Source organism: Pseudomonas vranovensis DSM 16006, from assembly GCF_000425805.1.
In the GTDB taxonomy this organism is placed as follows: domain Bacteria; phylum Pseudomonadota; class Gammaproteobacteria; order Pseudomonadales; family Pseudomonadaceae; genus Aquipseudomonas; species Aquipseudomonas vranovensis.
In genome coordinates, this window is sequence record NZ_AUED01000012.1 from 166,668 (window position 1) to 192,212 (window position 25,545).

Here is a 25,545-nt window from a genome sequence, read left to right on the forward strand (position 1 = left end):
CCTCAGTGCCAGCGGCGGAAAATCAATGAGGTGTTGACCCCGCCAAAGGCGAAATTGTTGTTCATCACGTATTCGTTGCTCATCGCCCGCCAGTCGCCGCACAGGTAATCCAGCTCGCCGCACTGCGGGTCGATGTTGACCAGGTTGAGGGTGTGTACGTAACGGTCGCTGTTCAACATCTCGATGCTGAACCACGACTCCAGCGCGCCGCAGGCACCCAGGGTGTGACCGAGAAAACTCTTTTGCGAGCTGATCGCCATGCGTGGGCCGAACAGGCTGCTGGTAGCCAGGGTTTCGGCGATGTCGCCCTGCTCGGTGGCAGTGCCATGACCATTCACATAGCCGATGGCCTCGGGCGCCAGGTTGGCGTCTTCCAGGGCCAGCTCCATGGCGCGGCGCATGGTCAGCTGTTCTGGACGGGTAGTGTGCTGGCCGTCGGCATTGGTGCCGAAACCGACGATTTCGGCGTAGATGTGCGCGCCACGAGCCAGGGCATGTTCGAGTTCTTCAAGCACCAGCATGCCACCGCCTTCTCCAATCACCAGGCCGTCGCGGCTGCTGTCGTAGGGGCTGGGGGTACTCTGCGGTGCATCGTTTTTCAGGCTGGTGGCATACAGCGCATCGAACACCATGGCCTCGGTGGGGCAGAGCTCTTCGGCGCCACCGGCGAGCATCAGTGGCAGGCGCCCGAACTTGATCGCCTCGTAGGCATAGCCGATGCCCTGGCTGCCGCTGGTGCAGGCGCTGGAGGTGGGGATCAGGCGCCCGGTCAGGCCGAAGAAAATGCTGATATTGGCCGCCGTGGTGTGCGGCATCATGCGTACATAGGAGTTGGCGTTCAGGCCTTCGGCCACCGAATTGAGCAACATGTTGCCGAAGGTTTTCATTTCGTCGGTACTGCCGGTGGACGAGCCACAGGCCACGCCCATGCGCCCGTCGCGAATCATCGGGTCGTCAAGCAGGCCGGCATCACGCAGGGCCTTTTCGGCTGCCGCCACCGCCAGGCGCGACACCCGGCCCATGCTGCGCAACTGCTTGCGGGTCCAGGCGCCGGGCACCACGAAATCATCGACCGGGCCCGCCAGGCGCGTGTTGAGCTCCTCGAAGCGATCCCACTCGTGCATCCGGCGAATGCCGCTGCGATGGCTGGAGAAGTGCCCGGCGATGGTCGCCCAGTCGTTGCCCAGGGAGGTGATACCGGCCATGCCGGTGACCACTACGCGCTTCATCAGCACAACCCTCCGTTGACCGCCAACACTTGGCGGGTGATGTAGGCGGCTTCTGCCGACATCAGGAAATTGACCGCACCTGCGACTTCTTCCGGGGTGCCCATGCGCTGGGCCGGGATCATTTTCAGCAGTTCGTCGACCGGTACGTGCTCATCGAGCATGGCCGTGTCGATCAGCCCGGGGGCGACGCAGTTGACGGTGATCTTGCGCTTGGCCAGCTCAATTGCCAGGGCCTTGGCGGCGCCGATCACGCCGGCCTTGGAGGCGCTGTAGTTGACCTGGCCGCGGTTGCCGATCATGCCCGACACCGAGGTGATGCACACGATGCGCCCCGCGGCACGACGGCGGATCATCGGCATCATCAACGGGTGCAGCACGTTGTAGAAGCCGTCGAGGTTGGTGCGCAGCACCTGGTCCCAGTCCTCTTCGCTCAACGCCGGGAAGGCGCCGTCGCGGGTCAGGCCGGCGTTGCACACCACACCGTAATAAGCGCCATGGGTGTCGACATCGTCAGTGAGGATGGCGGCGCAGGCGGCGCGGTCAGCCACGTCGACCTGCAGCACCCGTGCCTGCTGGCCCAACGCCCGGACCTCATCCGCGACGGCCTCGGCCTCGCTGCGGCCACTGCGGCAATGCAGGACCAGGTCGAAACCGGCTCGCGCCAGGCGCAGGGCAATGGCCCGGCCAATACCGCGGCTGGAACCGGTAACCAGGATGGTGTCAGGCATGGGGAGACTCCTGCGGGCCAGCTTCGCCCAGGTAGCTGGCCGCCTGCGGCGGGCTGAAAACGTTCAAGCGGGCCGTGGCATGAATACCCGGACCGTGCAGATGACATTCGAATACACCCATGCCGTTCTCGTCTTCGAGCGAGCGTTGGGCATGGATGTGCAGTTCGGCACCGGCGGGAAAACACTCGACGTTGCATTCGAACTTGCGGGTGCCGAGCAAAAAGCCCAGCCCTGCGGGTTTGCCCTGGGCGCGGGCGCGGCAACCGGCGAAGGCGGCAATGCTCTGGGCCATCAGCTCGATGCCGACCCAGGCCGGCAGGCTGCCGTCGAGGCGATTGAACAGGCCGCCAGGGCGCACGGTCAAGCGGGTCTGAACCTGCTCCTCATCGAAGGATTCGACCGCATCGATCAGGATCATGTCGCCGGCATGGGGCAGAAGTTCGGCCAGGGGCCAGGTGATCATGACGCGTCTCCGAGTATCAGGCTGACATTGTTGCCACCGAAGGCGAACGAATTGCTCATCAGTCGCCGCGGCCCTGCAGCGGGCAGGCGCTGGCTGGCGTCGATCAGGTTCAGTGCCGGTAGTTGCGGGTCGATCGCACCATCCCAGACGTGAGGCACCAGGCGCCCCTCGGGATTGTGCGCCGACAGGCTCAACCAGCAGAACGCCGCTTCCAGCGCGCCGGCCGCACCCAGGGTGTGACCGGTCATGGGTTTGCTCGAAGAGCAGGCCAGCAGGCTGCCGAACAGGGCATGCACGGCCTGGCTCTCCATGGCGTCGTTGTGCGCAGTGGCGGTGCCGTGCAGGTTCAGGTAGTCGATCTGGGCAGGCTGCAGACCTGCATTGTCCAGTGCCTTGGTCATGGCCTGCAAGGCGCCCTTGCCCTGTGGGTCGGGGGCCGAGATATGGTGCGCATCGGAGCTGGCGCCGGCGCCCAGCAGGGCAACAGTGGGACCTTCCCGGTTGGCGTCGCGGGTCATCAGGAACACCGCAGCCGCCTCGCCAATAGTAATGCCGTCGCGGTTGATCGAGAACGGATTGCAACGTTGTGCGCTGACCGCCTCCAGTGCGCTGAAGCCATTGAGGGTGAGCTTGCAGAGGCTGTCGACACCACCGCAGATCACGGCATCGCACACACCCAGGTCGAGCAACCGGCGGGCGCTCATCAGGGCGCGGGCACTGGAGGTGCAGGCAGTGGAAATCACATAGGCCGGGCCGCGCAGTTGCAGCCAGTCGGCGAGGAAATTGGCCGGGGCGCTGAGCTCTTGCTCGGCATAGTCGTAGCCAGGCGGGAACTGTTGATCACGCAGGTAATGAGCGATACCGTCGCCCGCTTCGGCGATGCCCGAGGTACTGGTGCCCAGGACGATGGCCACGCGCTCGCTGCCGTGGCAGGCGATGGCTGCGCGGATAGGCGCGATGATCTGCAAACAGGCTTCGTACAGCAGTTGGTTGTTGCGGCTGTGCCGTGACTGCAGTGCTTCCGGCAACGCCAGCAGCGCGCCTCGAACAGCGGCAACCGGTACGCGCTTCTGCGGTACCCAGCCCACTTCTTCGCGCACCCCGGCGCAGTCGCCGGCAAACAGCTTTCGGGCGACATCGGCCTGATCGCGCCCCAGGGCGCAGACCAGGCCCAGGGCATTGAGAAAGGCGGTCATGGCGGCGTCTCGCTGGGTAATGGGCTGACTAGATAACGCAGGCCCTGCCCAAGGTTCAAGGTGAAGTCATCGACTTCACGGTAATCGACCCGCCAGCGTTCGCCCAGCCAGCGCTGCTTGCCTTGCTGACGGGCATCGGGATAGCGCTGTTGCAGTTGTGCGTCGGGTGTCAGGGCAAACAGCAGGGCAGCAAACAGTTCCCGCGCCGCCGGGTTGGGTGGCAGCAGGCCGTCAGCTTGCCACAGGCCGTGGTCGAGCAACTGCCGCGCCTGGGGAATACCCAGCAAGTCGAGCATCGACCAGCGCAGGCTGCTGCCCTCTTGCTGGATCACCAGCAACCAGTCCTGGCGTAGCTCGGCCTGCTCGCGCCGGATGTGCAACTGCATCGGCAGCGCCAGTGCAGGCAGTTTATCGGGCAGCGGCGGCTGGCTGGCGCAGGCACTGAGCAGGGCAAGGGCAAGTGTCAGCAACAGGTGTTTCATGGCTGCTCCTTGTGCCGGATGGCGGCCCAGGGGGCGAGAAGGAAGCTGAACACCAGCCCCAGGCTCACCGCCAGGCCAAAATTGCTTACCGCCGGCGTCTGGGACACTGCCAGCAGGCCGAACGACAGCCATGTCGTGGTGGCGGCCAGCAAGGTTCCCAGCAGACTGACTGCGGCGCCGCCAATCTGTTCGTGCATGAGGATGGCGTAGTCGACGCTGATGGCGGTGACCAGCAGCAACCCGAACAGGCTGAACAGGGTCAGTGGCTGGCCCAGCCAGCCGAGGCTGGCCAGGCTGCACAAGGCGGCCAGCAGTGGCAGGGCGACGATGCGCAGGGCTCCGCCCCTGCCGAACGGAACGATCAGCAGCACCACGATCAGCGCACAGGACAATAGCTTGAGTTCGGCGGCGCTGACTTGGGTAGCGGCGAACACCCGGTTCAACTCGCCGAGGCGGTCCACCGGTTGTACGCCTGCCAAACCATCGGCCTGTCTCTGCAGCGAGGCCGGGTCAGTCAGGCCCTGCAGGCTGACCATCGCCGCGACGCCCTGAGTGTCGGCGCCCAGCCACAATGTGCGCCAGGGCTCGCCCAGAGGGCCGCTGAGGGCCTGATCGATGCCCAGGGGTGGCAGTGCCTGCAGCTGGCTCAGCTCCGCCTGCAATGCGCCTAGGGGCACGCCCAGGGCCAATAGCGGCTGCCAGTGCGCGGGCAGCTTGCCCAGCGCATCGCGCAACTGCTGTTGTTCCACGGTGCTGGCGACCAGTTGGTTGAGCATCCTGTAGCCCTTGAGCTTGCCGGCTTCGACCAGCGCGTCGAGACGCTCGCCCAAGGCGCTCAGGCGGCCAAGCAACTCGGCCTCGTCGGCAGCGCGCACCAGGTAGAACTGGCTGGTCGGCTGGTAGCCGGTAATGCGCGCGACGGCGCGGGCTTCAGCGAGCAGTTGCGGCGAACTGTCGACCCATTGGCGGATATCGTTGCGGCTGTCCAGCCGCCACATGCCGGCGGCGCAGAACAGGACCAGCAGGCCGAGCAGTACCGGGCTGGGCACCTTGGCCAGAAGCCCGGCGCGCAGGTTCATCAGCCACTGCGCAACCTGCAGCGGCCATTGTGCCGGTTGCAGGTTGACGCCCTTGAGCAGGGCTGGCAGCAGGCACACGGCACTGAGGTAGGCGCCGAGCAGACCGGCGGCGGAAAACACCGCGATCTGGGTCAGCGCCGGGAAAGGGGTGAAGGCCAGCGCCAGGTAGCCGATGCAACTGGTGACCAGGCTCAGGCTCAGCCCTGGGAGGGTCAGGCGCAGTGCTGGCCAGGCCTGCCAGGGGCGCAGGCTCCAACTCTTCGAGAGGTAATGCAGCGGATAGTCCACTGCCACACCGATCAGGCTCGAGCCCAGCACCAGGGTAATCACATGCATCTGGCCGAACAGGGCGACGCAGGCCACGGCGCCGAACAGCATGCCAACCATTACCGGGACCAGCGCCAGTAGCACGCGCAGGCGCCGGAAGGCCAACAGCAACAGCAGCACGATGCCGACTGTAGCGCCACCGCCGACCCAAGTGATTTCCTGGCTGGCCTGGCGCTGGCCGTTGGCGGCGTACAACAGGCCGCTGGCGGCCAGCAACTGGGCGCCTTGCCGGGTGGCTTGCCGACGACTGTCGTCGAGCAGGCCGGCCACCTGCAGCGGCAGTTTCACATCGAAGGCGTTGCCCTGGGTGTGGGCACGCAGCAACACCCAGGTCTGGCCGTCGGCCTCGGCCAGCAGGGTACCGCTGGCGGTATCCAGTTGCACCGAAGCCGGCCGCGGTTGGCTGCTCTGGATGCGTGCAGCGAGGCCCAGCCAGTCGTCCTGGCTGGGCACCAGGCTGATCCCGGCGAACGGGTCATAAAGGCTCTGCACCCGCTGTTCGACAAAGGCCTGGGGATCATCGGTCAGGACCTGGCGGTCAGTGGGTGAGAGCATCGCCAGGCGGCCTTGCAGCAATTGCTCGCGCACCGCCTGCAGGTCGGCCTGCACGTTCCATTGGACCTTGTTGAACACGCCGCTGGCCTGCCACTGCTCACCCAGTTGCCGAGCCAGGGCGATGGCCTGTTCGCGTTGCGGATGGCCGACCAGTACCAGCATTTCGCTGTTCAAGGGTTCCTGCATGCGCTGTTCGGCGCGCTGCACCAGTGGGTCCTGGGCGTCGCCGGGCACCAGGGTCATCAGGTCGGCATTGAGCGGCGCCCCGCGATGCCACTGCCAGCCGGCCAGGGCCAGGACCGCGACCAGCAGCACCAGGAACAGCCGCGGCAACCAGCGCTCACTCGGCAAAGTCGCGGCGCTCCGTGTCGCTCAATTGGCTGGCGCTGCTGCTCGAGGGCAAGCGCAGCACGGTGCTGTCGCCCTGGGTTTCGAGCATCTGGATGCGCTCGACAAATTGGCCGCCGTCGATGTCGATCTGTTTGAACACCTGCTTGAGCAGCATCGAACGCGGTGTCAGGCGCAGTTGCCAGTGTTGCGCATCACCTTGCAGGCTGAGCTCGAAGTCGCGCTGCAGGCCGCTGCTGTCGCCTTGCAGCACGGCGAAGAACAAACGGTTCTGCTCGGCACCGGCGCTCTTGTTCGGCAGCGTCTGCCAGCCCTGCGGATCACGGCGTGAGATGCCCTTAGCATCGAGGCGGTAGTCCTGCTTCAGCGGCGTTTGCAGCAGCCAGAGCAACCCATGGTCGCGGGCCAGCACGAACTGGCCCTTGCTCACCAATGGCTGGGGCAGGGCGCGCAGGTGTTTTTCCTGGATGAACGGGCCCTTGACCACTGGCGGCTCACCGAGCTGCCTGCTCAGCTCATCCAGGCCAAAGGCCTGGGCCAGGCCATAGGCAAGCATGAGGGTGGCGGCCAGCAAACTGCGCAGCAGTGCCTTCATGCGAGCACCCTGGCCACGGCGTCGAGCATTGCCTGGGGCGAAGCCAGCTGCATTTCGCCGCTGGCGATCTCTACCGCCACTTGCACGGAGCTGGCGCGGGTCATGCGCTCGCCGGTGACGGCGTCGCTGATCAGGTAGTTGATCTTCAGGCGGTTCTCCCATTCCACCAGGCTGGCGCGTACGGTCAGGCGCTGGCCGAAAATGGCACCGCGCACGTAGCGCAGCTGCAGGTCGATCACCGGCCACGCGTAGCCTGAATCGCGCATCTGCAGGTAGTTATGGTCGAGCCGGTCGAGCAGCGCGCAGCGCGCCACTTCCAGGTATTTGACGTAGTGGCCGTGCCAGACCACCTGCATGCTGTCGACATCAAAAAACGGCACCTGCACTTCGCTGTCGACGTGCAGCACTCCCTTACTGCGCATGCAGCCTCCAGTGTTGTTCGGCAATTCGGTTCAGGCACAGGCGCAGGTCGCCGTCCAGGGCACGGTCTTCGATGACCGGGGCGAAGTCGGCCAGCAGTTCGTGGTGCATGGCAGCCAGGGCCGGCGGCAGGTCGCGGGCATTAACTTCGCGGCTGCGCAGCCACACGCCTTGATGGGCCGCCAGCAGGGTTGCGGCGGCCACCTGTTCGGTCAGTTCCAGTACCCGCAACGCGTCGCGGGCGGCGATGGTGCCCATGCTGACTTTGTCCTGGTTGTGGCACTCGGTGGAGCGCGAGAACACGCTGGCTGGCATCGTCTGCTTGAGGGCTTCGGCGGTCCAGGCGCTGGCGCCGATCTGCACGGCCTTGAAACCATGGTTGAGCATCGCTCGCTCGGCGCTGGCGCCCGACAGGTTGCTGGGCAGGCCATGGTTGTAGCGCACATCCACCAGCAAGGCGAACTGGCGGTCGAGCAGGTCGGCGACGTTGGCCACCAGGTTCTTCAGGCTGTCCATGGCAAAGGCAATGTGCCCGCCATAGAAGTGCCCGCCGTGCAGTACACGTTCGGCGTCGGCGTCGATGATCGGGTTGTCGTTGGCGCTGTTGAGTTCGGTCTCGATGAAGCCGCGCAACCAGCCCAGGCTGTCGGCCAGCACGCCTAGCACATGAGGTGCGCAGCGTAGCGAATAGCGGTCCTGCAGGCGGTGCAGGGGCGCGGTGGGGGCGTCGATGGCCAGGTCCCGGCGTAGCCAGGCGGCGACCTGCATCTGCCCGGGGTGCGGCTTGGCGGCGAACAGGCGCTCGTCGAAGTGTTCCGGGTTGCCTTGGAGGGCGACCACGTTCAATGCAGTGATGCGGGTGGCCAGCTTGAGCAGGTAGTCGGCGCGGGCGTAGGCCAGGCAGGCAAGGCCGGTCATCACGGCGGTGCCGTTCATCAGCGCCAGGGCTTCCTTGGGGCGCAGCACCAGGGGCGTCCAGCCCAGTTCACGGTGAACGTCGGCGGCGTTGCGGCGTTCGCCGTTGTACATGACCTCACGTTCGCCCGATAGGGTGGCAGCGACGTAGGACAGCGGCGTCAGGTCGCCACTGGCACCCACCGAGCCTTCTTCCGGGATCATTGGCAGGATGTCGTGGGCGAGGAATGCCTGCAGGCGCTCCAGCAGTTCCACCCGCACCCCCGATACCCCCTGGCACAGCGACTGCAGCCGCGCCGCCAGCACTGCACGGGTCGAAGGCGCATCCAGCATCCGGCCCAGGCCGCAGCCATGGAAGGTGTACAAGTGCCGGGGCAGGGCCTCGACATGTTCCAGGGGTACTGCCACCACGCACGAGTCGCCGTAGCCGGTGGTCACGCCGTAGATCACCCCTTCCTGGTTCAGCAAGGTGTCGAGAAACTGCGCGCCACGGGCGATGCGGGCACGGTAGGGGGCGTCGTCCTGCAGGCGGCTCGCGGCCTGGTGATGGGCCAGGGCCAGAACGTCTTCAATCGCAAGCGGCGACTCGCCGAAGGTGACAGGCTCATGCACGGGCATCGTCATCGGTCTTCCAGAAAGGGTAGAAATTGAACCATTGCTGCGGTGCCTGCAGGCAATAATGCCCCAGGCGTTCGGCGTAGCGCCCGGCCCACTCGACGATCACCTGGTCGCGTTGGCCACGGCGCCATTCGATGGCGGTGGCGAAAGGTTCGAGCATCACCTGATAGCGCCCTTGCTGCTTGAGGCAGAACAACAGGTTGAGCGGGCACTTGAGCAGCCCGGCCAACAACCAGGGGCCCTGGGGAAACGCCGCCGGATGGCCGAGAAAGTCTACCTCGACGGTACGCGCGCCGTGCAGCGGCACGCGATCACCGGCAATCGCCAGCCACTCGCCGCGCTCCAGGCGCTCGCTCAGTTGCAGCATGATCGCCGGGTCCAGCTCGCTGACCTGGATCAGGCGCAAGTGCGTGGCCCCGGCTTCGCCGAGCAGGCGATTGAAGCGTTCGGCATGCTTGGTGTGGACCAGCACATTCATGGTCACCTGTTCACCCAGTTCGGCCAGGGCGCGACAGACTTCCAGGTTGCCCAGGTGGGCACCGACCAGCATCTGACCGCGCGCGCCGCGCAATTGCTGGCGCAGCTGGGCCGGGTCGATGATTTCGATCTGCTCCAGGCGCAGCTTGCCGTTCCACACGTCGAGCTTGTCGAGCAGGGCATCGGCAAATGCCATGAACTGGCCAAACACCCGCCAGTGGCTGGGTCGCAAGGCAGGGCGGCTGCTCCAATCGGCCAGGCGCTGCTGGTATTGCCAGGCGCTGCGCCGGGCTTGTCGGCCAAACAAAAAGAAGTACAGCACCACGCCGTAAAGGATCGGGCTGAGCAGGCGCCTGCCAAGTACCCGGGTGCCCAGGGCGGTCAGTTTCATCAGCCAGAAACTGCCCCGCTCCTGTTGCTCGGCCCAGTGTTGTTCGCTGCGGCTCATGCCTGCCACCGCCGCCAGAGAATTACCGGGGCACGCAGCAACATGCCGAAGAACAGCTTGGCGTGCATCCGGGAAATCAGCGCGTTGTCGTGAACCAGGCGGAAGTGCGACAGGCCGTCGGCCGGGTAATGGACCCGGGTCGGCAGCCAGTGCATGGGCTGGTTGCGCCAGGCCAGGCGCACGAGAATCTCCGTGTCGAAGTCCATGCGCTTGCCCAGCTTCACCGAATTGATCAAGGCCAAGGTGGGCATCAGCGGGTAGACGCGAAAACCACACATCGAGTCGCGGATCTGCAGGGACAGGGTGTTGATCCATACCCACACATGGGTGAGGTAGCGGGCATACAGGCGACCCTTGGGCACACTGGCATCGAACTGTGGATAACCGCAGATCAGCGCCTGCGGGTGTACCTCGGACTGTTCGAGAAAACGGCGGACATCGCTCAGGTCGTGCTGGCCGTCGGCATCTACCTGCAGTGCATGGCTAAAGCCCAGGTGCGCGGCCTCGCGCAGGCCGACCATGACCGCGCCCCCCTTGCCCTGGTTGACCGCAAGCGACACCAGGTGAACCTGCTGGTGGTCGGCCAGTTGGCGCAGTACCGTGGCACAGGCCGGGCTGCTGGCGTCGTCCACCAGCACGCAGGGCAATCCGCCAGCCAGCAGCTCGGCGACCACTGCCGGTACGGCGCGCTCATGGTTGTAGACCGGGATCACCGCACAGGGCTTATGCACCGATGGCCTCCAGCACGATGCGGCCGCTGGAGCAGGTTTCACCCGCAGCACTGTAGGTGAAGTAGAGCTTGCCGCGCTCGCTGTCGAAGCGCAGTTGCAGCTCCAGCAGGTCGCCTGGGCGCACCACGCGCTGGAACTTGATCACTTCCATGCCGACAAAGCGCCGAGGACAGTCCAGCAGCGCCTGGCCCAGTTCGATGGCCCAGTCGACCTGCACCACGCCAGGCAGCACCGGCGTCTGCGGGAAGTGCCCGCTGAAGTAGGCAAGGTCGGCCGACACGGCAAGTTGCAGGTGCAGTTCGTGGCCTTGCTGCGTCTGGCTGACGACCTCGGGGCCGGTCGTGCGCGGTGCGTGCAGCAGCGTTTCGACGTCAGCCTGGGGCAGTTTGCCCTGGCTGTTGAACGGCAATTGACGCAGCAGGCGCCAGCGTCGCGGCAGGGCGAGGGCTTCGCAGTGCTGGCTCAGGTGCGTGCGCAAACCTTCGGTGATGGCGCGTCGGCCCTGGTTGCGCAGAGCGTGCAGGCCGGCCGCACTGAGCACCAGCAAGGCGCCCAGCGAGGCGCGGGCTTCCTGGACCACGGCCAGCCGTGTGTCTTCGACCCAAGGGTGTTCCAGCAGGGCTTTTTCCAGCATCGGCAACGAGATGCGCTTTTCTTCCAGTTTGACGATGCGGTCCAGTCGCCCGAGCAGGCGAAAGCGTCCATCGGCGGCGAACTCGACGGCATCGGCGCTTTGCTCGACGTGCCCTGCGGGCAGGTAGGGCGACGCGATACGCAGTGCTCCTTCGGCGTTCTGGCCCAGGTGTACACCGGCGAACGGCTGCCACAGGCTGTCGCCCTGGCGCCAGGCGATGCCGCCGGTCTCGGAACTGCCAAGAATTTCGGTGGGCCATTGCCCCAGGCGTTGCTGCAAGGCGCGTGCGGCCCCGGCAGGCAACTCGCCCCCGGAGGAGAACACCCGGCGCACCTGGCTCAGGGCAGGCCAGTCGAGGTTGTCACTCATGCGTTTGAGCAGGGCGGGGCTCGCGACCCAGGCGAAGGCCGGGTGCTGGCGGCTGGCGCGCTGCAGGTCTTCGGGGAAGGGCAGTTGGCGACGCAGGAACGGCCGGCCTGCGCACAGAGGCCAGAGCACGCGAAACAGCAAGCCGTAGATGTGCTGGGCGGCGACACTGCCGATGATGCAGGCCGTGCCCAGCTCGGCGCCCCAGCAGTGTTCCAGGGCCAACACTTCGTTGGCCAGTTGGCGCAGGGTCTTGTCGATGCGCTTGGGTTCGCCACTGGAACCGGAGGTACACAGGCTCAGGCGGCAGGTATCGAGGTCGAGGTCGGCGGCGGCCAGGGGCGCTTGGTACAAGGTTTCAAGTGCGTGGTCCTGTTCGCTGACCCACAGATCGACAGCGTCGTGCCAGCGCAGGCGGGTCTGGGGCTGCAAGTCGGCGGGCAGGAGCACCTGTACACCGGCGCGCCAGGCCCCCAGCAGAGTAATGGCGAGATCCGCGGCATCCTCCAGGTGTACGGCAACGCTGCGAACGCCACGGCGTTCCAGGCCCGCAGCCAGTTGCAGGGCTTTGGCACAAAGCTCGGCATGGTCCAGCGCCGGATCCAGAGTGACCGGACGCGGCGCAGGTGCCGGGTGCAGGAGTTGCTCAAGGTTAAGCCAGCTCATGAGCGTCCTCGCACGCGTTGTCGTATCAGCCGTTCAATGGCGAATAGCAGGCCCATCAAACCGTAGGCGATCAGGCCGTTGTACAGGGTCCACCAGCTCAGGGGCGCCCACAGGGTCAGTGCCGTGGCGACCAGGCCGTTGGCCAGGAAGAACACGCACCAGGCCTGAGTGACCTGGCGCGTATAGCGGATTGCCGCTTGGGGCAGTTGCGGCTCGCGCAGCCGCGCCAGACGCTCGACTACTGGCGGGCCGAACTTCAGGCTCAGGCCGAACAAGCCGAGCAGGCAGGCATTGATCAGCACCGGGTACCAGCGCAGCAGCGCCGGGTTGTCGAGCAGTGCCAGCACGGCACAAAAACCGATGGCCACCGCTGCCATCCAGTGGCTGCCGGCGCGGCGCGGTTCGCTCAGGGCGCGGGCCAGCCACAGCCCTGCCAGCAGCAGGCCGAATTGCCAGGGGGCAAAATGGGCCATGCCGAAATACACCGCAAAGGGGTACAGCAGACCGGCCACGACCAGGCCGAGGCCGACCAGGCGCTTCATGCCGCCGGGCTGACCAGGCGGTACACCGCCTCGACCACGTCATTGACGGTACGCACGGCCTTGAAGTCTTCAGCGGTGATTTTCTTGCCGGTCTGGCGTTTGATGTGATCGAGCAGGTCGACCGCATCGATGCTGTCGATTTCCAGGTCCTTGTACAGGTTCGAGTCCAGGCTGATGCGCTCGGGCTCCAGTTCGAACAATTCGACCAGGGCATCGCGCAGGGTATTGAAGATGTCTTCGCGGGTTTGCATGGTGCTGTCTCAGGCGGCCTGTTTGGCAGTGACGAAAGCGGCGAGGCTGGTCACGCTGGTGAAATGGTTGCGGGTGTCCTTGGCGTCGGCATCGATCTTGATGCCGTACTTTTTCTGGATGGCCAGGCCAAGTTCCAGGGCGTCCACCGAATCCAGGCCAAGGCCTTCGCCGAACAGGGGCTGATCGTCGTCGATATCCTCGGCGCTGATATCTTCCAGACCCAGTGCCTCGATGATCAGCAGCTTGATGTCACGGTTAAGGTCTTGCTGTGGAACGCTCATCTGTGGCGAGCTCCTTGATGAAATACTGGTGCAGGTAATCGTTGAGTTTACGTGAGGCCTGGGGGGCAGGCCCGAGGGCTGCAAATGCCTGAGGGTCGATATCCTCGCCGATCTGCAGGCTGAAGTGCACTCGGCGCAATGGGATACGGTACCAGGCCTCGGCCTTGGTCAAGGTGGTGGGGGTGACCTTGATGGTCACCGGTGTGATGATCTTCGCACCGCGCAGGGCGATTGCGGCCGCACCGCGATGAAAGGCGGGCGTCTCGCCGGGCGGGGTGCGCGTGCCTTCGGGGAAGATGATCAACGTCTGGCCTGCGTGCAAGGCGGCGGCCGCGCTGTCGAGCATGTCCATGCTGCCGTCGTTGCTGATGTACTGTGCCGCGCGCACCGGACCGCGGGTGAACAGGTTGTGGAACAGGCTCTGCTTGACCACGCAGTTGGCCTGGCGTACCCGGCCGATCAGAAACACCACGTCGATCAGTGACGGATGATTGGCGAGGATCATCTGGCCGGGACGCCCGAGCGTGTTTGCGCCACGCACCTCATACGTCAGCACGCCGCTCACCGCCATGAAACGCACGAAGCGCCAGAACAGCCAACTGATGGTATGCCGGGTTCGCTGGCGAAGGCGCGTGCTGTCGCCGGGCAGGCACGCCAGCAGCGGGATGACCAGCACCCGCAGGCACAGGCTGCCGACACCGAACAGACCGAAACTGAATGCGGTGGCGAACAGTCGCCAATAGTAGGCATCCCGTGGCCGGTTCAAGGCTTGCGCCGCCAGGTCCATGAACGGCGCTTCCCGGTATGGGTAAAAGTGACCTGGCCAGTCAGCAGGTTGCGCAGCCAGCACAGGGCGTGTGGTTCGTTGTCGGGGTGCGAGGTGGTGCTGCTCTGCTGGGCCAGGGTCCAGGTGTCACCGGGGGTCAGCAGCAGTGCCAGCGCATAGTCGAACGGCACGTCGTCGACCCAGTCGCGGTAAGCCTGGGGCGGAAGTTCTTCAACGACGATCAGCAGCACCGCCGGTGCGCCATCGTGCAACAGGCCGGCGGCTTCCAGCACGCCTTGCTCGAAACCGTCACCGGCGCCGGCAAGGGCGGTCATTTCGGCGCTGGAGTCGCGCATGATCGACCACAGGCCGATCACGGCGTTATGCACCGAGAGGCTGAACTGGGTGGGGGAGAGCGGTTGTTCCCGGGCCAGGTCGCTGAGGAGGGCGAAGGTGCGTGGGGTTTCCCCGTGTCGGCAGACGAACACCAGCGGCAGGTCCTCCAGCCCTTCGGCCAACGGCCAGCCGACGGCGAAGGCCATGCGTGCCAAGCGGCTCAGGCGTCGGCGCTGCATGGCAGGCAAAAACGACACATCCGGCGCCTGATCGGTCGGCGCTAAGGGCTGGCTTGCCTGGCTCCAGTGCTGCCAGTCGGCAGTCGTCTGCAGGCCTGGCGCCCAGGCTCGCCACTGGCTGATGTCGAATGTGATCACGATGGTTGTTTTCCGCCCTGAGGGACTGCCTTGCCGAGGGTGCTGCAGCTGTTGAACTGGCAGGGTTTGGCGCTAAAACCGAGTGGCGCGCATTATCCCGGTGACTCCGGCGGGTAGCAAATGCTGGTTGCACATTCGCCCGCCAGTAAAAGACCTCGAAGGATCTGCTTCGTCAGACTAGCCTGTTTTTTCCCGACAGACGGTAGCAAGCGGTTGTCGGTCGATTCCTTGGCATCTTGAGCATACGGTGCTGGTCAAGCCTGCGCCGGCACCACATACTCGGTCATTCCCTGATACACGGAGGTCATTCCATGCGGCGCGTGGTGTTCAATCAGAAAGGTGGCGTGGGCAAGTCGAGCATTGCCTGCAACCTGGCAGCGGTGAGTGCCAATGAAGGCTATCGAACCTTGCTGATCGACCTGGATGCCCAGGCAAACTCGACCCAGTACCTGACCGGGTTGACCGGTGACGACATTCCCATGGGGATTGCCGATTTCTTCAAGCAGACCCTGTCTTCGGGCCCGTTTGCCAAGAAGAACAAAGTCGATATCTACGAAACCCCCTTCGACAACCTGCATGTGGTGACCGCCACCGCCGAGCTGGCCGACCTGCAGCCCAAGCTTGAGGCCAAGCACAAGATCAACAAGCTGCGCAAACTGCTCGATGAGCTGAGCGAAGACTACGACCGGATCTACCTGGACACACCGCCAGCGTTGAACTTCTACGCCGTTTCAGCGCTGATTGCGGCAGATCGTGTATTGATTCCTTTCGATTGCGACAGCTTTTCCCGCCAGGCGCTGTATGGCCTGCTGGCCGAGATCGAGGAACTCAAAGACGATCACAACGAGGATCTTCAGGTTGAGGGCATCGTCGTCAACCAGTTCCAGGCCCGTGCCAGCCTGCCCCAGCAGATGCTCGACGAGCTGTTGGCCGAAGGCCTTCCGGTGTTGCCGGTCTACCTCAACAGTTCGGTGAAGATGCGTGAATCACATCAGGCCAGCCTGCCGCTGATTCACCTGGAGCCCCGGCACAAGCTGACGCAGCAGTTTGTCGAGCTGCATGCCTTGCTTGAAGAGAACGCCTAGTAATTGATCGCGGGGCAAGCCCGCTCCAACCTGTAGGAGCGGGCTTGCCCCGCGATGGCTTTCAAATTCCCTGGCTACGCAGCCACTCCAGCAACTGCTGAAGTGGAAACGCACCGCTCTGGCGCGCTACTTCCCGGCCATTCCTGAACAGGATCAGGCTGGGAATCGACCGAATCCCCAATTGCCCCGACAACTGTTGATTGGCCTCGCTGTCCAGCTTGGCCAGGCGGCACCGGCCGCTCAGCTGCTTGGCCGCTTGTTCAAAGATCGGGGCAAAGGATTTGCACGGCCCGCACCAATCGGCCCAGACGTCGATCAACAGCGGCAGGTCGCCCTTGATCTGGCTGGCGTAGTCGCCCTGTTTGAGCTCGAAAGGCGTGTTCAGCAGTACCGGGCTTTTGCAGCGACCGCATTTTGGCGAATCGCCCAGGCGCTCGCCCGGGATACGGTTCAGCCCGTTGCAGTGCGGGCAGGGGATCAGCAGGGGTTCAGTCATCAAAAAAACTCCGTAGCAGCGGCGGTGCGACGCTTCGACTTGCCTCGCGATTGTCAGGATGAGCAACTGATTGCCAGGTGCTTGCCCCACTCGGGCGGACGCTCGGCATAGGCCGCCATTCCCGCCTGTTCTTCAAACGGCTTGCACAGTACCTGGTGCAGGCGCCGCACTTCTTCGTAGTCACCGCGTTCAGCTGCTTCAATAGCACGCTGGGCCAGGTAGTTGCGCAGGATATACAGCGGGTTGACCGCGTGCATGCGCTCGCGCCGGCCCTCGGCATTGCCGGGTTCGCGGGCTACACGGGCCAGGTAGTCCTCTGACCAGCGATCGAAGCCTGCAAGGTCGATGAAGTCGTCGCGTACCACCCGCAGTGCCTGCTCGGCATCCTGGTCTCCCAGTTTGCGGAAGAACAGGGTGTAGTCCACCGCGCCCGGTTGCATCAGTTGCAACAGCCGTTCTATCAGTTGCTTGTCGTCATCTTCTGCCTCGGTCAGGCCCAGGCGACGGCGCATCAGGTGCAGGTAGTGGGCTTCGTACAGGGGCAGGAACAAGGCCAGGGTGTCCTTGAGCGCCTCGACGCTGATGAACGGCGTCAGGGCCTGGGCCAGGGCGCTGAGGTTCCAGTGGGCGATCGGCACCTGGTTGCTGTAGCTGTAGCGGCCCTGGTCGTCGGAATGGTTGCAGATGAAGTTGGCGTCGAAATCGTCGAGGAAGGCGAACGGGCCGAAATCGAAGGTGATGCCCAGGATCGACATGTTGTCGGTGTTCATCACCCCATGGCAGAAGCCATAGGCCTGCCACAGCGCGATCAGCTCGGCATTGCGCTCGACAATGCTGCGAAACATCGCCAGGTAGGGCTCGGGTTCGGTTTGGCATTCGGGAAAGTGCAGGCTCAGCACATGCTCGGCAAGCTGCCTTTGTTGCTCGGGCTGGCGGGTGTAGTAGAAGTATTCGAAGTGGCCGAAGCGCACATGGCTCGGTGCCAGGCGCAACAACATGGCGGCGCGCTCCTGGGTTTCGCGCCATACCGGGGTGCTTGAGCCGATCACGCACAGGGCGCGACTGCTGGGAATGCCCAGGGCATGCAGGGCTTCGGAGGCCAGGAACTCGCGAATCGAGGAGCGCAGTACGGCGCGGCCATCGCCCATGCGCGAGTAAGGCGTCTGGCCTGCACCCTTGAGGTGCAGGTCCCAATGCTCGCCGGCATCGTTGTACACCTCGCCCAGCAGTAGGCCGCGGCCGTCACCCAGGCGCGGGTTGTACGAACCGAACTGATGCCCGGAATACACCATGGCCCGGGGTTCGGCCTCGCTCCACAGTTTGTGCCCGCCAAACAGCTCGGCGAACACCGGGGAGTGTGCTTCGGTGGGGTCAAGGTCGAGCAGTGCCATGGCCGAGTCGCTGGCCACCACCAGGCGTGGTTCGGCGATCGGCTCGGGCAGCACGGAAGTTGAGAACGCATCGCCCAGGCGGGCGAAGCGGTTGTCGAAGGTCAGTTCGTCGAGGGCTTTCAACGGCCATCTCCTGCAGAATATCCGATCATTCTGCAAGGGTATGGCCGTTGGCGTCCAGTCAGGCCGGCTTGGCGGGTGCGTCGCCGTCGGGCTTGCTGTCGTCGGGGCCGGTAGGCAGTACGGTCTTGTCCAGGCTTTCGACCGGGACCATCTTGTACTCCTGACCCTGCATGTTCTTCAGGTAGATCTCCATCTGCCGGAACGAGATGTTGATCTTCTGCTTCTTGAACTCTTTGTTGATGAAGCGGTTGATCTCATCCAGCACCGGGTTGCGGTCGCCCAGGTCCCTTACGTGCATGCGCAGTTCGTGGTCCAGGGTGCTCTCGCCGAAGTTCAGGAAGTAGACAATCGGCTCAGGCTCCTTGAGCACCCGTGGGTTGTCGTTGGCTGCCTTGAGCAGCAGGGTGCGCACCAGGTCCAGGTCCGAGCCGTAGTCGACGCCGAGTTTGAGGGTCACCCGTGTGATGGTGTCGGTCAGCGACCAGTTGATCAGTTGTCCGGTGATGAAGGTCTTGTTCGGGACAATGATGTCCTTGCGGTCGAAGTCGGTGATGGTGGTGGCGCGGATACGGATCTTGCTCACCGTACCCGACAGGTTGCCGATGGTGATGGTGTCGCCGATCCGCACCGGGCGCTCGAACAGGATCATGATGCCGGAGATGAAGTTGGCGAAGATTTCCTGCATACCGAAACCAAGGCCGACCGAGAGGGCTGCGACCAGCCACTGCAGCTTGTCCCAACTCACACCCAGGGCCGACAGCGTCGAGACGAACCCGACGCCGGCAATCACGTAGGACAGCAGGGTGGTGGTGGCGTAGGCGCTGCCCTGGGCCAGGTTCAGGCGCGACAGCACCAGCACTTCAAGCAGGCCCGGCAAGTTGCCGGCCAGGGCAATGGTGATGCCGATGATCACCAGCGCGCCCAGCAGGTCGCTGAGGCTGATCGGCACCATGCTCATGGTCGCGCCCGTGCCGCTGGTGTACTCGTACAGGGTGATGTTGTCGAGGTAGGCCACCACGCTGATCAGGTCGGACCAGACCCAGTACAGCGCCGCGATGAAGCCGCCCAGCAAGGCCAGGCGGATCAGGCGCAGGGACTGCTGGTTGACCTGCTCGATGTCCAGGGTCGGTTCTTCGACGATGACTTCGCCATCGAGCCCTTCCTTGGTGGTCTGCTGGCGCTTGCTCAGTGCCCGCTGGTAGGCCAGGCGCCGTGCGGCTACCGCCAGGCCGCGAACGAAGGCGGCCTCGATCACCAGCCAGAACATCAGGAGGTAGAGGGTATCGATCAAACGGTCGGTGAGCTTGAGCGCGGTGTAGTAGTAGCCAAAGCATACGGCGATGAACAGGGCCACTGGCAGCACGGTGAAAGCCACGCCGACGAACTTGCGAAACAGCGAGGTGTTCTGGTGGGTCGGGCTGCTCAGCAACAGGCGGCTGAGCAGCCAGGCCATCAGGGCATAGCAGGTCAGCACCACACCGATGCCCAGTACGTCGTCCGCCAGTGCCGAAGGTTGGTGTTCAGCCACCGCCACCACGCCGACCAGGGCCAGCACCACGGTACCGAGGCGACGAATCCAGCCACGCAGGAACTCGACCTGGGGCTTTTCCCAGCGGAAATGCAGTTCGGCCACGCCGCCAGGCGCCAGGATCCGGTAGGCGGTGTAGAACACCAGCCAGGCCTGGGCGATCTGCAGCAGGGCCGCGCCGAGGTTGGCGTTCTGGCCACGGGCATCGATCTGCAGGGCCAGGCCGCACAAGGCCAGGCCCAGGCTCAGTGGCATGGCCAGGAGAATGTTGACCAGAATCGCCTGGGGTGTGTGCCACTGGCTGTCGCGCTTGAAGTGGCCAACGTCCTGGTGAACCTTGTTCAGGCGCGCATACAGGTACTTGCGTCGCCACAGCAGGGCGCCGATCAGCAGCAGCAACGGCAGGAACAGCAGCGGCCGCTGGCTCAGGCCATCGGCCAATTCCTTCAGGCCGGAGCCCCAGGGCAGGCTGACCACTTGCTTTTGCAGGCGCTCGGGGACTGTGCGCAACCACTCGAAATCCAGCGGCTTGTTGCTGGGAATCCAGAACATCTGCTCATCCAGGGTGGTGCGCAGGCTCTGCGAGGTGCTCAGCAGTTGCTTCTGGTTCAGTTGCAGGGTGATGGATTCGTTGAGCAGGGCGCTCAGTTCGCGGTTCAATCGTTCCAGCAGGTCACTGCGGGTGATCGCCACTTCCAGCAAGGCTTTGCGCAGCTGCGGGGTGACGTCCTCCTGCGGCTGGTTGGCCAGCAACTTGTCGACATAGCTGCTGGGGCTGCTGATTTGCTCGCGCTGCTGGTTGACCTCGAACTGGTACAGGCGGATGTCGGCAATCTGGTCGGCCAGGTCGCGGTCGACTTTCAAGTGCGGCAGTGCCTGCTTTTGCTTGTAGAGGATCTTGGACAGCAGCAGGCTGCCCTTGAGGACGCTGATCTGTTCGTCCAGGGCCTGGTCGGCCTGCGTCAGGCTGTCGAGCTGCTGCTTGGTCTTGAGGTTCTGTTGGGTCAGTTCATTGAGCCGGTCGGTACTGCGCAGCAGGTAATCGGAAAGCTTGAGGTTGGCCGCGCTCTCGGTGGCCAGCAGGGTGCTGCCACCGGCTTTCTGGGCTTCAAGGGATTGCTCGGTAACGGTTTGCTGGGATTGGGCGAGGCGCTTCTGGTTGATCAGCGTCTGCAGGTCCTGGATCTCTTGCTCCATGCGGGTGACGCGTTCGATCAGCAAGTCGTGCTGGCTGTTGCCCAGGTCCTGCAGCAGGCTGTTGCCGGCCAGCTCCTGGCGGCGCAGCAGGGTCACGGCATTGAGGGCGGCCAGCTCGGCATTGAGCTGGTTGCGCTGGTCGGCAGTCAACGGCTTGCCGGCGTCCTTGCCCGCCTTGAGCGTGTTGTTGATTTGCTGGGTGCGGGTCTGGTTGGCGCTGATTTCGGCCTGGGCCCGCTCCGGGCGGGTTTGCGAGGTGATGGTCAGACTGTTGGCTTCCGACAGCGCCTTTTGCAGCTCACCCTGCTGGGTGGTGCGCTCGGCCAGCATCTGCTCCAGCTGCGGCACGCTCAGGGCTGCGTAGCGCTGGGCCACGGGAATCACTTTGCTGTCGTTGAGCTTGGCCAGTTCGCGTTGGTTTTCGCGGGTCTGGTTGGGTGCGTCACTGAGCTGTTGCTTGAGGGCGGCGAGCTTTTTCTCGCTGTCTTCCTTGCTGCCAAGGAAGGTCAGGGTCTGCTCCAGCACTTGCTGCAGGGCTTTCTGTTCAGCCTCGGGCAGCTTGCGCTCGGCGATCTTGTCGAGGCTGGACTGGATGGACGCACTGGTCGGCGGTTCTGCCGCCCAGGCGAAGGAGAGGGACAGGCACAGCCCGAGCAGGGCTGCGCAAACATAAATGCGCAGGGACATAGGCAGAAAATTCATGCAACCAGAGGCGAAGTTCGGAGTTTAAAGGAACAATCCGGGGCCGGGTCGAGTTCCTTCGGGGAATTTGACGCCCACTTTGAGGATCTTGTTCCCTTCCATCACCGCCACCGTCCATAGCGTGTTGTTCCATTCGATCTGGTCGCCCACCACTGGCGCGCCGCCAACCTTCTGCGCAATGAAGCGGCTGAGCGGCATATGCGGGTCCTGGCCGTCGAGCTGCAAACCGTACAACGCCGCTACAGCCCCCAGTTCTGCGTCACCTTCGAGCACGAAGTCACCAAAGAAGCGCAGATCCAGACCGCGCTGCGGCGCCTGGCTGAACAACTTGCCGAGGGCCGGAAGGTTGTGTTCGTGACCGATCACGCAGAGCAAGTCATCGACTTCCAGGGTGGTACTTCCCGACGGGTGGAGCAGTTGCTGGCCGCGAAACAGGGCAGCGATACGGGTGCCCTCGGGCATTTTCAGCTCGCGCAGGGCGGCGCCGATGCACCACTTTTCCGCGCCCAGGCGATAGACGAACAGCTCCCACTCACTGGTGATATGGACTTCCAGGGCCGAACGGGAGATGGGCGCAGGGTCCGGTGGTACGGTGACCTTGAGCAACTTGGCCATCCACGGCAGGCTGGTGCCTTGCACCAGCAGCGAGACCAGCACGATAAAGAAGGCCAGGTTGAAGAACAGCTGGGCGTCGGGCAGCCCGGCCATCAGTGGGAACACAGCCAGAATGATGGGAACCGCGCCGCGCAGGCCGACCCAGGAGATGAACGCCTTTTCCCGGCCATGGAAAGCCTTGAACGGCAGCAGGCTGGCGATCACCGACAGTGGCCGGGCGAAGATGATCATCCACAGCGCCAGGCCCAGGGCCGGCAGGGCGATGGGCAGCAGGTCGTGGGGGGTGACCAGCAGGCCGAGCACCAGGAACATGCCGATCTGCGCCAGCCAGGCCATGCCGTCGAGCATATGCAGGATGCCGTGGCGGCTGCGGATCGGGCGGTTGCCCAGCACCAGGCCGCACAGGTACACCGCGAGGAAGCCGCTGCCGTGCAGGGCGTTGGTGAGCGAGAACACCACCAGGCCGCCGGCGATCACCAGGATCGGGTAGAGACCGCCGGCCAGATTGATCCGGTTGACCAACTGCAGCATCAGCCAGCCACCGCCCAGGCCCATCAGGCCGCCGATACCGAACTCGCGCAGCAGGTGGCCGAGCAGGCTCCAGTGCAGGCCGGTCTGGCCGCTGGCGATCATCTCGATCAGGGTGACGGTAAGGAATACGGCCATCGGGTCGTTGCTGCCCGACTCGATCTCAAGTGTAGCGGTGACCCGCTCGTTCAGGCCCTTGCCACCCAGCAGCGAGAATACCGCCGCAGCGTCGGTAGAGCCGACGATGGCGCCGATCAGCAAGCCCTGGATCAGGCTGAGATCAAACAGCCAGGCAGCGACCATGCCGGTCAGGCCCGTGGTGATGAGCACGCCTACGGTGGCCAGCGACAGGGCTGGCCACAGGGCCACGCGAAAACTCGCCACCCGTGTGCGCAAGCCGCCGTCGAGCAGGATCACGGCCAGGGCCAGGTTGCCCACCAGGTAAGCGGTTGGATAATTGTTGAAGATGATGCCGCCACCATCCACGCCGGCCAGCATGCCGACGGCCAGGATGATGACCAGGATCGGGATGCCCAGTCGGGAAGACAGTGAGCTGACCAGAATACTTGCACCTACCAGCAATGCGCCGATCAAGAACAGGCTATTGATGGTGGACGCATCCAAAGGCGGTACTCCGGGGAAAAGCAGAAAGGGGACCGGCTTGAACAAGCAGGTCGCATGCCAACTGATTCTAACCTGAGGGCTTGGCGAGCTGTAAAGCGTTCCGTGGCGTTGATTTCAAATGCCTGGTGCGGTGGTGGATAGATGACACCTCGTCGCAGGGGCACTGGGTTGAAGTGAGGGCCCTTCCATTGCGCCAAGGTCCCACGCCATGCCCGACTATGCCCTTACTCCCGTTCAGCCGCAGGCCAATGCCACGCTGCAAGGCATCGCTGAGCGCTATACGGCCAACTTTCCCACCCTGCATAGCCTGGCGCGCCAGGCTGCCGGGCACATCGTGCGCGACCAGCTGGGGTACTGGATGGACCCCGACCGCATCTACTGGCATCGCTTCAATGCTGCGATCAGCAGTCACCTGACCTATACCGGTTGGCGGCATGAGGGCAGGCCACTGCGTTCGATGACCTTGAGCGAGCTGACCCTGCGGCGTTTTCTGGTCGATGAACAATCCAACAGCGATCTGCTCAGTCTCTACGGTGGCTTCTACCGGGTCGATGGCGCCTTCGGCCGATATGACCAAACCTGCGAAGTGAGGCTGCTGCCGGCAACAGTGCAGCAGGCCTTCTGGGCGCTGGATTTCCAGCCCGTCTACCTGGAAGCGGTAACGAAGTTCTGGAGCGATGCAGGTGAAGACTTCTGTTTGCTGGCACGGGCGGGTTTTCTTGCCGCGGTTGCGCGCGCCAGGTTGGCGCGAGAGGACGCCGAGGCGTTGTGTGCGGCGGTCGTGCCGGGCGCGGTGCTTCCTGTGGGCCTGCAGCAACTGCGCAGTAAGCCTGCGCTGGCGCGCGACTCGCCGTTTCGCCATTGCCTGCTGGGTGGCTACCGGGCCCGCGACCTGTTCTGGCTGACGCTGCCGGGCGGGCGCCAGGTGCTGTACCTCTGCGGGCAGGGTGGCAGCGAGTTGCAGGTGTTCGCCAGCACGGCGGACTTGAACACCTGGGTTCGCCGGCAAGTGCATGACACACCGAGCCGTGAGCGCTTCATCGCTCATTTCCTTGGTGACGCGGCGGCGCTGGCCGATCACGGTGATGCCCTGCAACGACTGTGTGATCAATTGCAGAGCGCAACGGTTTCTCTGGTTCGGGCCCGTCAGGCGATTCGCGGGGATGTCTTCGACAGCGTGTACCGGTCGGCTGTTGACCAGCTGGTACGTGATGCCCGGGCACGCACCACGTCAAACAGCGCGCTGGACAAGGCCCAGTGGCTGGAGTACCTGAAGCTCGTTCCACGCTTTGCCACGCCTGCGGCCCTGCTCTGGTGGCCGTTGGCAGGCCTGGCCCTGGGCGCCGGTGTCGGCAACCTGGTCCTGCATGTGGATCAGGCATTGCACGCGCCGCTGCAGGCGCAGCGGCGGGCGGGATGGGTGGCGGCGTTCATTGATGTGCTGTTTATCCTGATCGATTCGCAGATGCTCCGGGCTGGAGAAGTAGTGGAGTCGCCCGGGTTGATCGATGCACCGGCCCTGTTGCCTGAGCAAGGTTATGTGCCCGGCTCGCTGCGCACGTTGGAAGGTGGGGGGCAGGCTGTGCCGGGGTTGGATGGCCCGTTCTGGGACTTGCACATGCGCGCCTCGGCGGATGAACTGCTGGCGGTTTCCGATCTGGCCCTGGCCCGCCAGCGTGCGTTGCTGGTGCAGGTGCCACGCGCCGACCTGGATGCCTTCGGCCAACCGTTTCGGGTGTACTGCGATGAGCTGGGGTTCCATGCGCGCAACATCAGGCAGTACACCCACTCGCCGCAGCGCTACAACAATCTGCTGCGGGGCCTGGCAATGGAGGACGCGCCGGCTGCCAACGTAGCCAGGGTTCATGATCTGGCCGAGGAGCTGGAGCTGCTCGGGGGCGACAATCAGGTGCGCCTGTACCGGGTCGGCATTGGCGGCAGGGAGACATCCGGGGCGTACTGGCGTGAGGGACGGGTCAAGGTCGGGGACCGTTTGCTGACCACGGATTTCACTTCGTTCACGGAGAACCCGTACATGGCCTGGGAGTTTTTCAACCAGCCGACAGTAAAAGCGGGTACCGCCTTCGAGGAAGGTGCCGTTGTGTATGTGCTGGAGCCAGGTGGAGCACGGTGTGCGGTGCCGGTGGCGGCGTTTTCCGACTTGCCGCATGAGGCCGAATCGGTAGTGCTGCCTGGAAGCTATTTGCAGGTGGAGGGCATTACTGAAGTCAGCGGCGAGCATTACCGGTTTATGCAGGTACGGTTGCGGGCGCTGGAGGCGGGGGGCGGGGACGCGTACGAACTGCGTACCGGGCAGCCGTTTGATCGGGAGCGGTTTGCGCAGCGTCTGGGGGAGGATGGAGGTTCAGTGGTGGAACGATTTTTTCTGCGGTATTGAGTATCGCCGGGCAAGCACGCTCCTACG

23 protein-coding genes are annotated in these 25,545 nt (G+C 64.3%); 2 read left to right on the top strand and 21 right to left on the bottom strand.

Annotation, left to right across the window (positions count from 1 at the left end; genetic code table 11):
• Positions 1-2: 2 nt before the first annotated feature.
• Genes H621_RS0113640 through H621_RS0113720 form a run of 17 tightly spaced genes read right to left on the bottom strand, consistent with a single transcriptional unit; the run spans position 3 to position 14,831 of the window.
• Complete coding sequence (locus H621_RS0113640; RefSeq protein WP_028943937.1) at positions 3-1,229, bottom strand: beta-ketoacyl-ACP synthase; 1,227 nt, start codon at positions 1,227-1,229, stop codon at positions 3-5.
• Positions 1,229-1,957: a 3-oxoacyl-ACP reductase FabG gene (gene fabG / locus H621_RS0113645; protein ID WP_028943938.1), complete on the bottom strand. Its 729-nt coding sequence runs from the start codon at positions 1,955-1,957 to the stop codon at positions 1,229-1,231. The genes H621_RS0113640 and fabG overlap by 1 nt, the downstream gene beginning before the upstream one ends.
• Positions 1,950-2,420: a hotdog family protein gene (locus tag H621_RS0113650; RefSeq protein ID WP_028943939.1), complete on the bottom strand. Its 471-nt coding sequence runs from the start codon at positions 2,418-2,420 to the stop codon at positions 1,950-1,952. Before H621_RS0113650 ends, fabG begins: the two co-directional genes overlap by 8 nt.
• On the bottom strand, positions 2,417-3,616 hold the full coding sequence (locus tag H621_RS0113655) for a beta-ketoacyl-[acyl-carrier-protein] synthase family protein (protein WP_028943940.1): 1,200 nt from the start codon (positions 3,614-3,616) through the stop codon (positions 2,417-2,419). Before H621_RS0113655 ends, H621_RS0113650 begins: the two co-directional genes overlap by 4 nt.
• Positions 3,613-4,098, bottom strand: a complete 486-nt coding sequence (locus H621_RS0113660) for a hypothetical protein (protein WP_028943941.1) — start codon at positions 4,096-4,098, stop codon at positions 3,613-3,615. The genes H621_RS0113655 and H621_RS0113660 overlap by 4 nt, the downstream gene beginning before the upstream one ends.
• Complete coding sequence (locus H621_RS0113665) at positions 4,095-6,410, bottom strand: MMPL family transporter (RefSeq protein WP_028943942.1); 2,316 nt, start codon at positions 6,408-6,410, stop codon at positions 4,095-4,097. Before H621_RS0113665 ends, H621_RS0113660 begins: the two co-directional genes overlap by 4 nt.
• On the bottom strand, positions 6,400-7,002 hold the full coding sequence (locus H621_RS0113670; RefSeq protein WP_028943943.1) for an outer membrane lipoprotein carrier protein LolA: 603 nt from the start codon (positions 7,000-7,002) through the stop codon (positions 6,400-6,402). Before H621_RS0113670 ends, H621_RS0113665 begins: the two co-directional genes overlap by 11 nt.
• Positions 6,999-7,424, bottom strand: a complete 426-nt coding sequence (locus tag H621_RS0113675; protein WP_028943944.1) for an acyl-CoA thioesterase — start codon at positions 7,422-7,424, stop codon at positions 6,999-7,001. The genes H621_RS0113670 and H621_RS0113675 overlap by 4 nt, the downstream gene beginning before the upstream one ends.
• On the bottom strand, positions 7,414-8,961 hold the full coding sequence (locus H621_RS0113680; protein ID WP_028943945.1) for an HAL/PAL/TAL family ammonia-lyase: 1,548 nt from the start codon (positions 8,959-8,961) through the stop codon (positions 7,414-7,416). Before H621_RS0113680 ends, H621_RS0113675 begins: the two co-directional genes overlap by 11 nt.
• Positions 8,942-9,880 carry a lysophospholipid acyltransferase family protein gene (locus H621_RS0113685; protein WP_028943946.1) on the bottom strand — a complete coding sequence of 313 codons (939 nt, stop codon included), beginning with the start codon at positions 9,878-9,880 and terminating at the stop codon, positions 8,942-8,944. The genes H621_RS0113680 and H621_RS0113685 overlap by 20 nt, the downstream gene beginning before the upstream one ends.
• Positions 9,877-10,611 (bottom strand): glycosyltransferase family 2 protein, encoded by a 735-nt coding sequence (locus H621_RS0113690; protein ID WP_028943947.1) that lies wholly within the window; start codon positions 10,609-10,611, stop codon positions 9,877-9,879. Before H621_RS0113690 ends, H621_RS0113685 begins: the two co-directional genes overlap by 4 nt.
• Entirely contained in the window at positions 10,604-12,277 is a 1,674-nt protein-coding gene (locus H621_RS0113695; protein WP_028943948.1) for an ApeI family dehydratase, read from the bottom strand. Before H621_RS0113695 ends, H621_RS0113690 begins: the two co-directional genes overlap by 8 nt.
• Positions 12,274-12,819, bottom strand: a complete 546-nt coding sequence (locus H621_RS0113700) for a COG4648 family protein (RefSeq protein WP_028943949.1) — start codon at positions 12,817-12,819, stop codon at positions 12,274-12,276. The genes H621_RS0113695 and H621_RS0113700 overlap by 4 nt, the downstream gene beginning before the upstream one ends.
• On the bottom strand, positions 12,816-13,070 hold the full coding sequence (locus H621_RS0113705; protein ID WP_028943950.1) for an acyl carrier protein: 255 nt from the start codon (positions 13,068-13,070) through the stop codon (positions 12,816-12,818). The genes H621_RS0113700 and H621_RS0113705 overlap by 4 nt, the downstream gene beginning before the upstream one ends.
• Before the next feature lie 9 nt (positions 13,071-13,079).
• Positions 13,080-13,352, bottom strand: coding sequence for a phosphopantetheine-binding protein (locus H621_RS0113710; RefSeq protein ID WP_028943951.1), 273 nt, complete (start codon positions 13,350-13,352; stop codon positions 13,080-13,082).
• Positions 13,327-14,139, bottom strand: a complete 813-nt coding sequence (locus tag H621_RS0113715) for a lysophospholipid acyltransferase family protein (RefSeq protein WP_028943952.1) — start codon at positions 14,137-14,139, stop codon at positions 13,327-13,329. The genes H621_RS0113710 and H621_RS0113715 overlap by 26 nt, the downstream gene beginning before the upstream one ends.
• The gene (locus H621_RS0113720) at positions 14,115-14,831 is read right to left on the bottom strand and encodes a beta-ketoacyl synthase chain length factor (protein ID WP_028943953.1); all 717 of its coding nucleotides are present in this window, start codon (positions 14,829-14,831) and stop codon (positions 14,115-14,117) included. The genes H621_RS0113715 and H621_RS0113720 overlap by 25 nt, the downstream gene beginning before the upstream one ends.
• Before the next feature lie 311 nt (positions 14,832-15,142).
• On the opposite strand from H621_RS0113720, the gene H621_RS0113725 reads away from it, so the two are divergent.
• Complete coding sequence (locus H621_RS0113725) at positions 15,143-15,916, top strand: ParA family protein (RefSeq protein ID WP_028943954.1); 774 nt, start codon at positions 15,143-15,145, stop codon at positions 15,914-15,916.
• A gap of 61 nt (positions 15,917-15,977) precedes the next feature.
• Here H621_RS0113725 and trxC read toward each other — a convergent pair whose 3' ends face one another.
• From trxC to H621_RS0113745, 4 genes are read right to left on the bottom strand one after another with little or no spacing between them, the layout of a single operon-like run.
• Positions 15,978-16,412, bottom strand: coding sequence for a thioredoxin TrxC (gene trxC, locus H621_RS0113730; RefSeq protein WP_028943955.1), 435 nt, complete (start codon positions 16,410-16,412; stop codon positions 15,978-15,980).
• 53 nt (positions 16,413-16,465) lie between these two features.
• Complete coding sequence (gene selO, locus H621_RS0113735; RefSeq protein WP_028943956.1) at positions 16,466-17,926, bottom strand: protein adenylyltransferase SelO; 1,461 nt, start codon at positions 17,924-17,926, stop codon at positions 16,466-16,468.
• Between the two features lie 58 nt (positions 17,927-17,984).
• Positions 17,985-21,338 (bottom strand): mechanosensitive channel MscK, encoded by a 3,354-nt coding sequence (mscK, locus tag H621_RS0113740; protein ID WP_028943957.1) that lies wholly within the window; start codon positions 21,336-21,338, stop codon positions 17,985-17,987.
• A gap of 39 nt (positions 21,339-21,377) precedes the next feature.
• On the bottom strand, positions 21,378-23,120 hold the full coding sequence (locus H621_RS0113745) for a potassium/proton antiporter (RefSeq protein ID WP_028943958.1): 1,743 nt from the start codon (positions 23,118-23,120) through the stop codon (positions 21,378-21,380).
• 208 nt (positions 23,121-23,328) lie between these two features.
• On the opposite strand from H621_RS0113745, the gene H621_RS0113750 reads away from it, so the two are divergent.
• The gene (locus H621_RS0113750) at positions 23,329-25,518 is read left to right on the top strand and encodes a dermonecrotic toxin domain-containing protein (RefSeq protein ID WP_051270533.1); all 2,190 of its coding nucleotides are present in this window, start codon (positions 23,329-23,331) and stop codon (positions 25,516-25,518) included.
• The last annotated feature ends 27 nt before the right edge of the window (positions 25,519-25,545 follow it).

Excerpts from the sequence above, each read along its gene's own strand:
- H621_RS0113685 (WP_028943946.1), bottom strand. The coding sequence starts at position 9,880 with ATGAGCCGCAGCGAACAACACTGGGCCGAGCAACAGGAGCGGGGCAGT.
- H621_RS0113670 (WP_028943943.1), bottom strand. The coding sequence starts at position 7,002 with ATGAAGGCACTGCTGCGCAGTTTGCTGGCCGCCACCCTCATGCTTGCC.
- H621_RS0113695 (WP_028943948.1), bottom strand. The coding sequence starts at position 12,277 with ATGAGCTGGCTTAACCTTGAGCAACTCCTGCACCCGGCACCTGCGCCG.
- H621_RS0113680 (WP_028943945.1), bottom strand. The coding sequence starts at position 8,961 with ATGACGATGCCCGTGCATGAGCCTGTCACCTTCGGCGAGTCGCCGCTT.
- H621_RS0113655 (WP_028943940.1), bottom strand. The coding sequence starts at position 3,616 with ATGACCGCCTTTCTCAATGCCCTGGGCCTGGTCTGCGCCCTGGGGCGC.
- H621_RS0113750 (WP_051270533.1), top strand. The coding sequence starts at position 23,329 with ATGCCCGACTATGCCCTTACTCCCGTTCAGCCGCAGGCCAATGCCACG.
- fabG (WP_028943938.1), bottom strand. The coding sequence starts at position 1,957 with ATGCCTGACACCATCCTGGTTACCGGTTCCAGCCGCGGTATTGGCCGG.
- H621_RS0113705 (WP_028943950.1), bottom strand. The coding sequence starts at position 13,070 with ATGCAAACCCGCGAAGACATCTTCAATACCCTGCGCGATGCCCTGGTC.
- H621_RS0113700 (WP_028943949.1), bottom strand. The coding sequence starts at position 12,819 with ATGAAGCGCCTGGTCGGCCTCGGCCTGGTCGTGGCCGGTCTGCTGTAC.
- H621_RS0113675 (WP_028943944.1), bottom strand. The coding sequence starts at position 7,424 with ATGCGCAGTAAGGGAGTGCTGCACGTCGACAGCGAAGTGCAGGTGCCG.
- H621_RS0113725 (WP_028943954.1), top strand. The coding sequence starts at position 15,143 with ATGCGGCGCGTGGTGTTCAATCAGAAAGGTGGCGTGGGCAAGTCGAGC.
- H621_RS0113715 (WP_028943952.1), bottom strand. The coding sequence starts at position 14,139 with ATGGACCTGGCGGCGCAAGCCTTGAACCGGCCACGGGATGCCTACTAT.
- trxC (WP_028943955.1), bottom strand. The coding sequence starts at position 16,412 with ATGACTGAACCCCTGCTGATCCCCTGCCCGCACTGCAACGGGCTGAAC.
- H621_RS0113710 (WP_028943951.1), bottom strand. The coding sequence starts at position 13,352 with ATGAGCGTTCCACAGCAAGACCTTAACCGTGACATCAAGCTGCTGATC.
- H621_RS0113650 (WP_028943939.1), bottom strand. The coding sequence starts at position 2,420 with ATGATCACCTGGCCCCTGGCCGAACTTCTGCCCCATGCCGGCGACATG.
- mscK (WP_028943957.1), bottom strand. The coding sequence starts at position 21,338 with ATGTCCCTGCGCATTTATGTTTGCGCAGCCCTGCTCGGGCTGTGCCTG.
- H621_RS0113660 (WP_028943941.1), bottom strand. The coding sequence starts at position 4,098 with ATGAAACACCTGTTGCTGACACTTGCCCTTGCCCTGCTCAGTGCCTGC.
- H621_RS0113640 (WP_028943937.1), bottom strand. The coding sequence starts at position 1,229 with ATGAAGCGCGTAGTGGTCACCGGCATGGCCGGTATCACCTCCCTGGGC.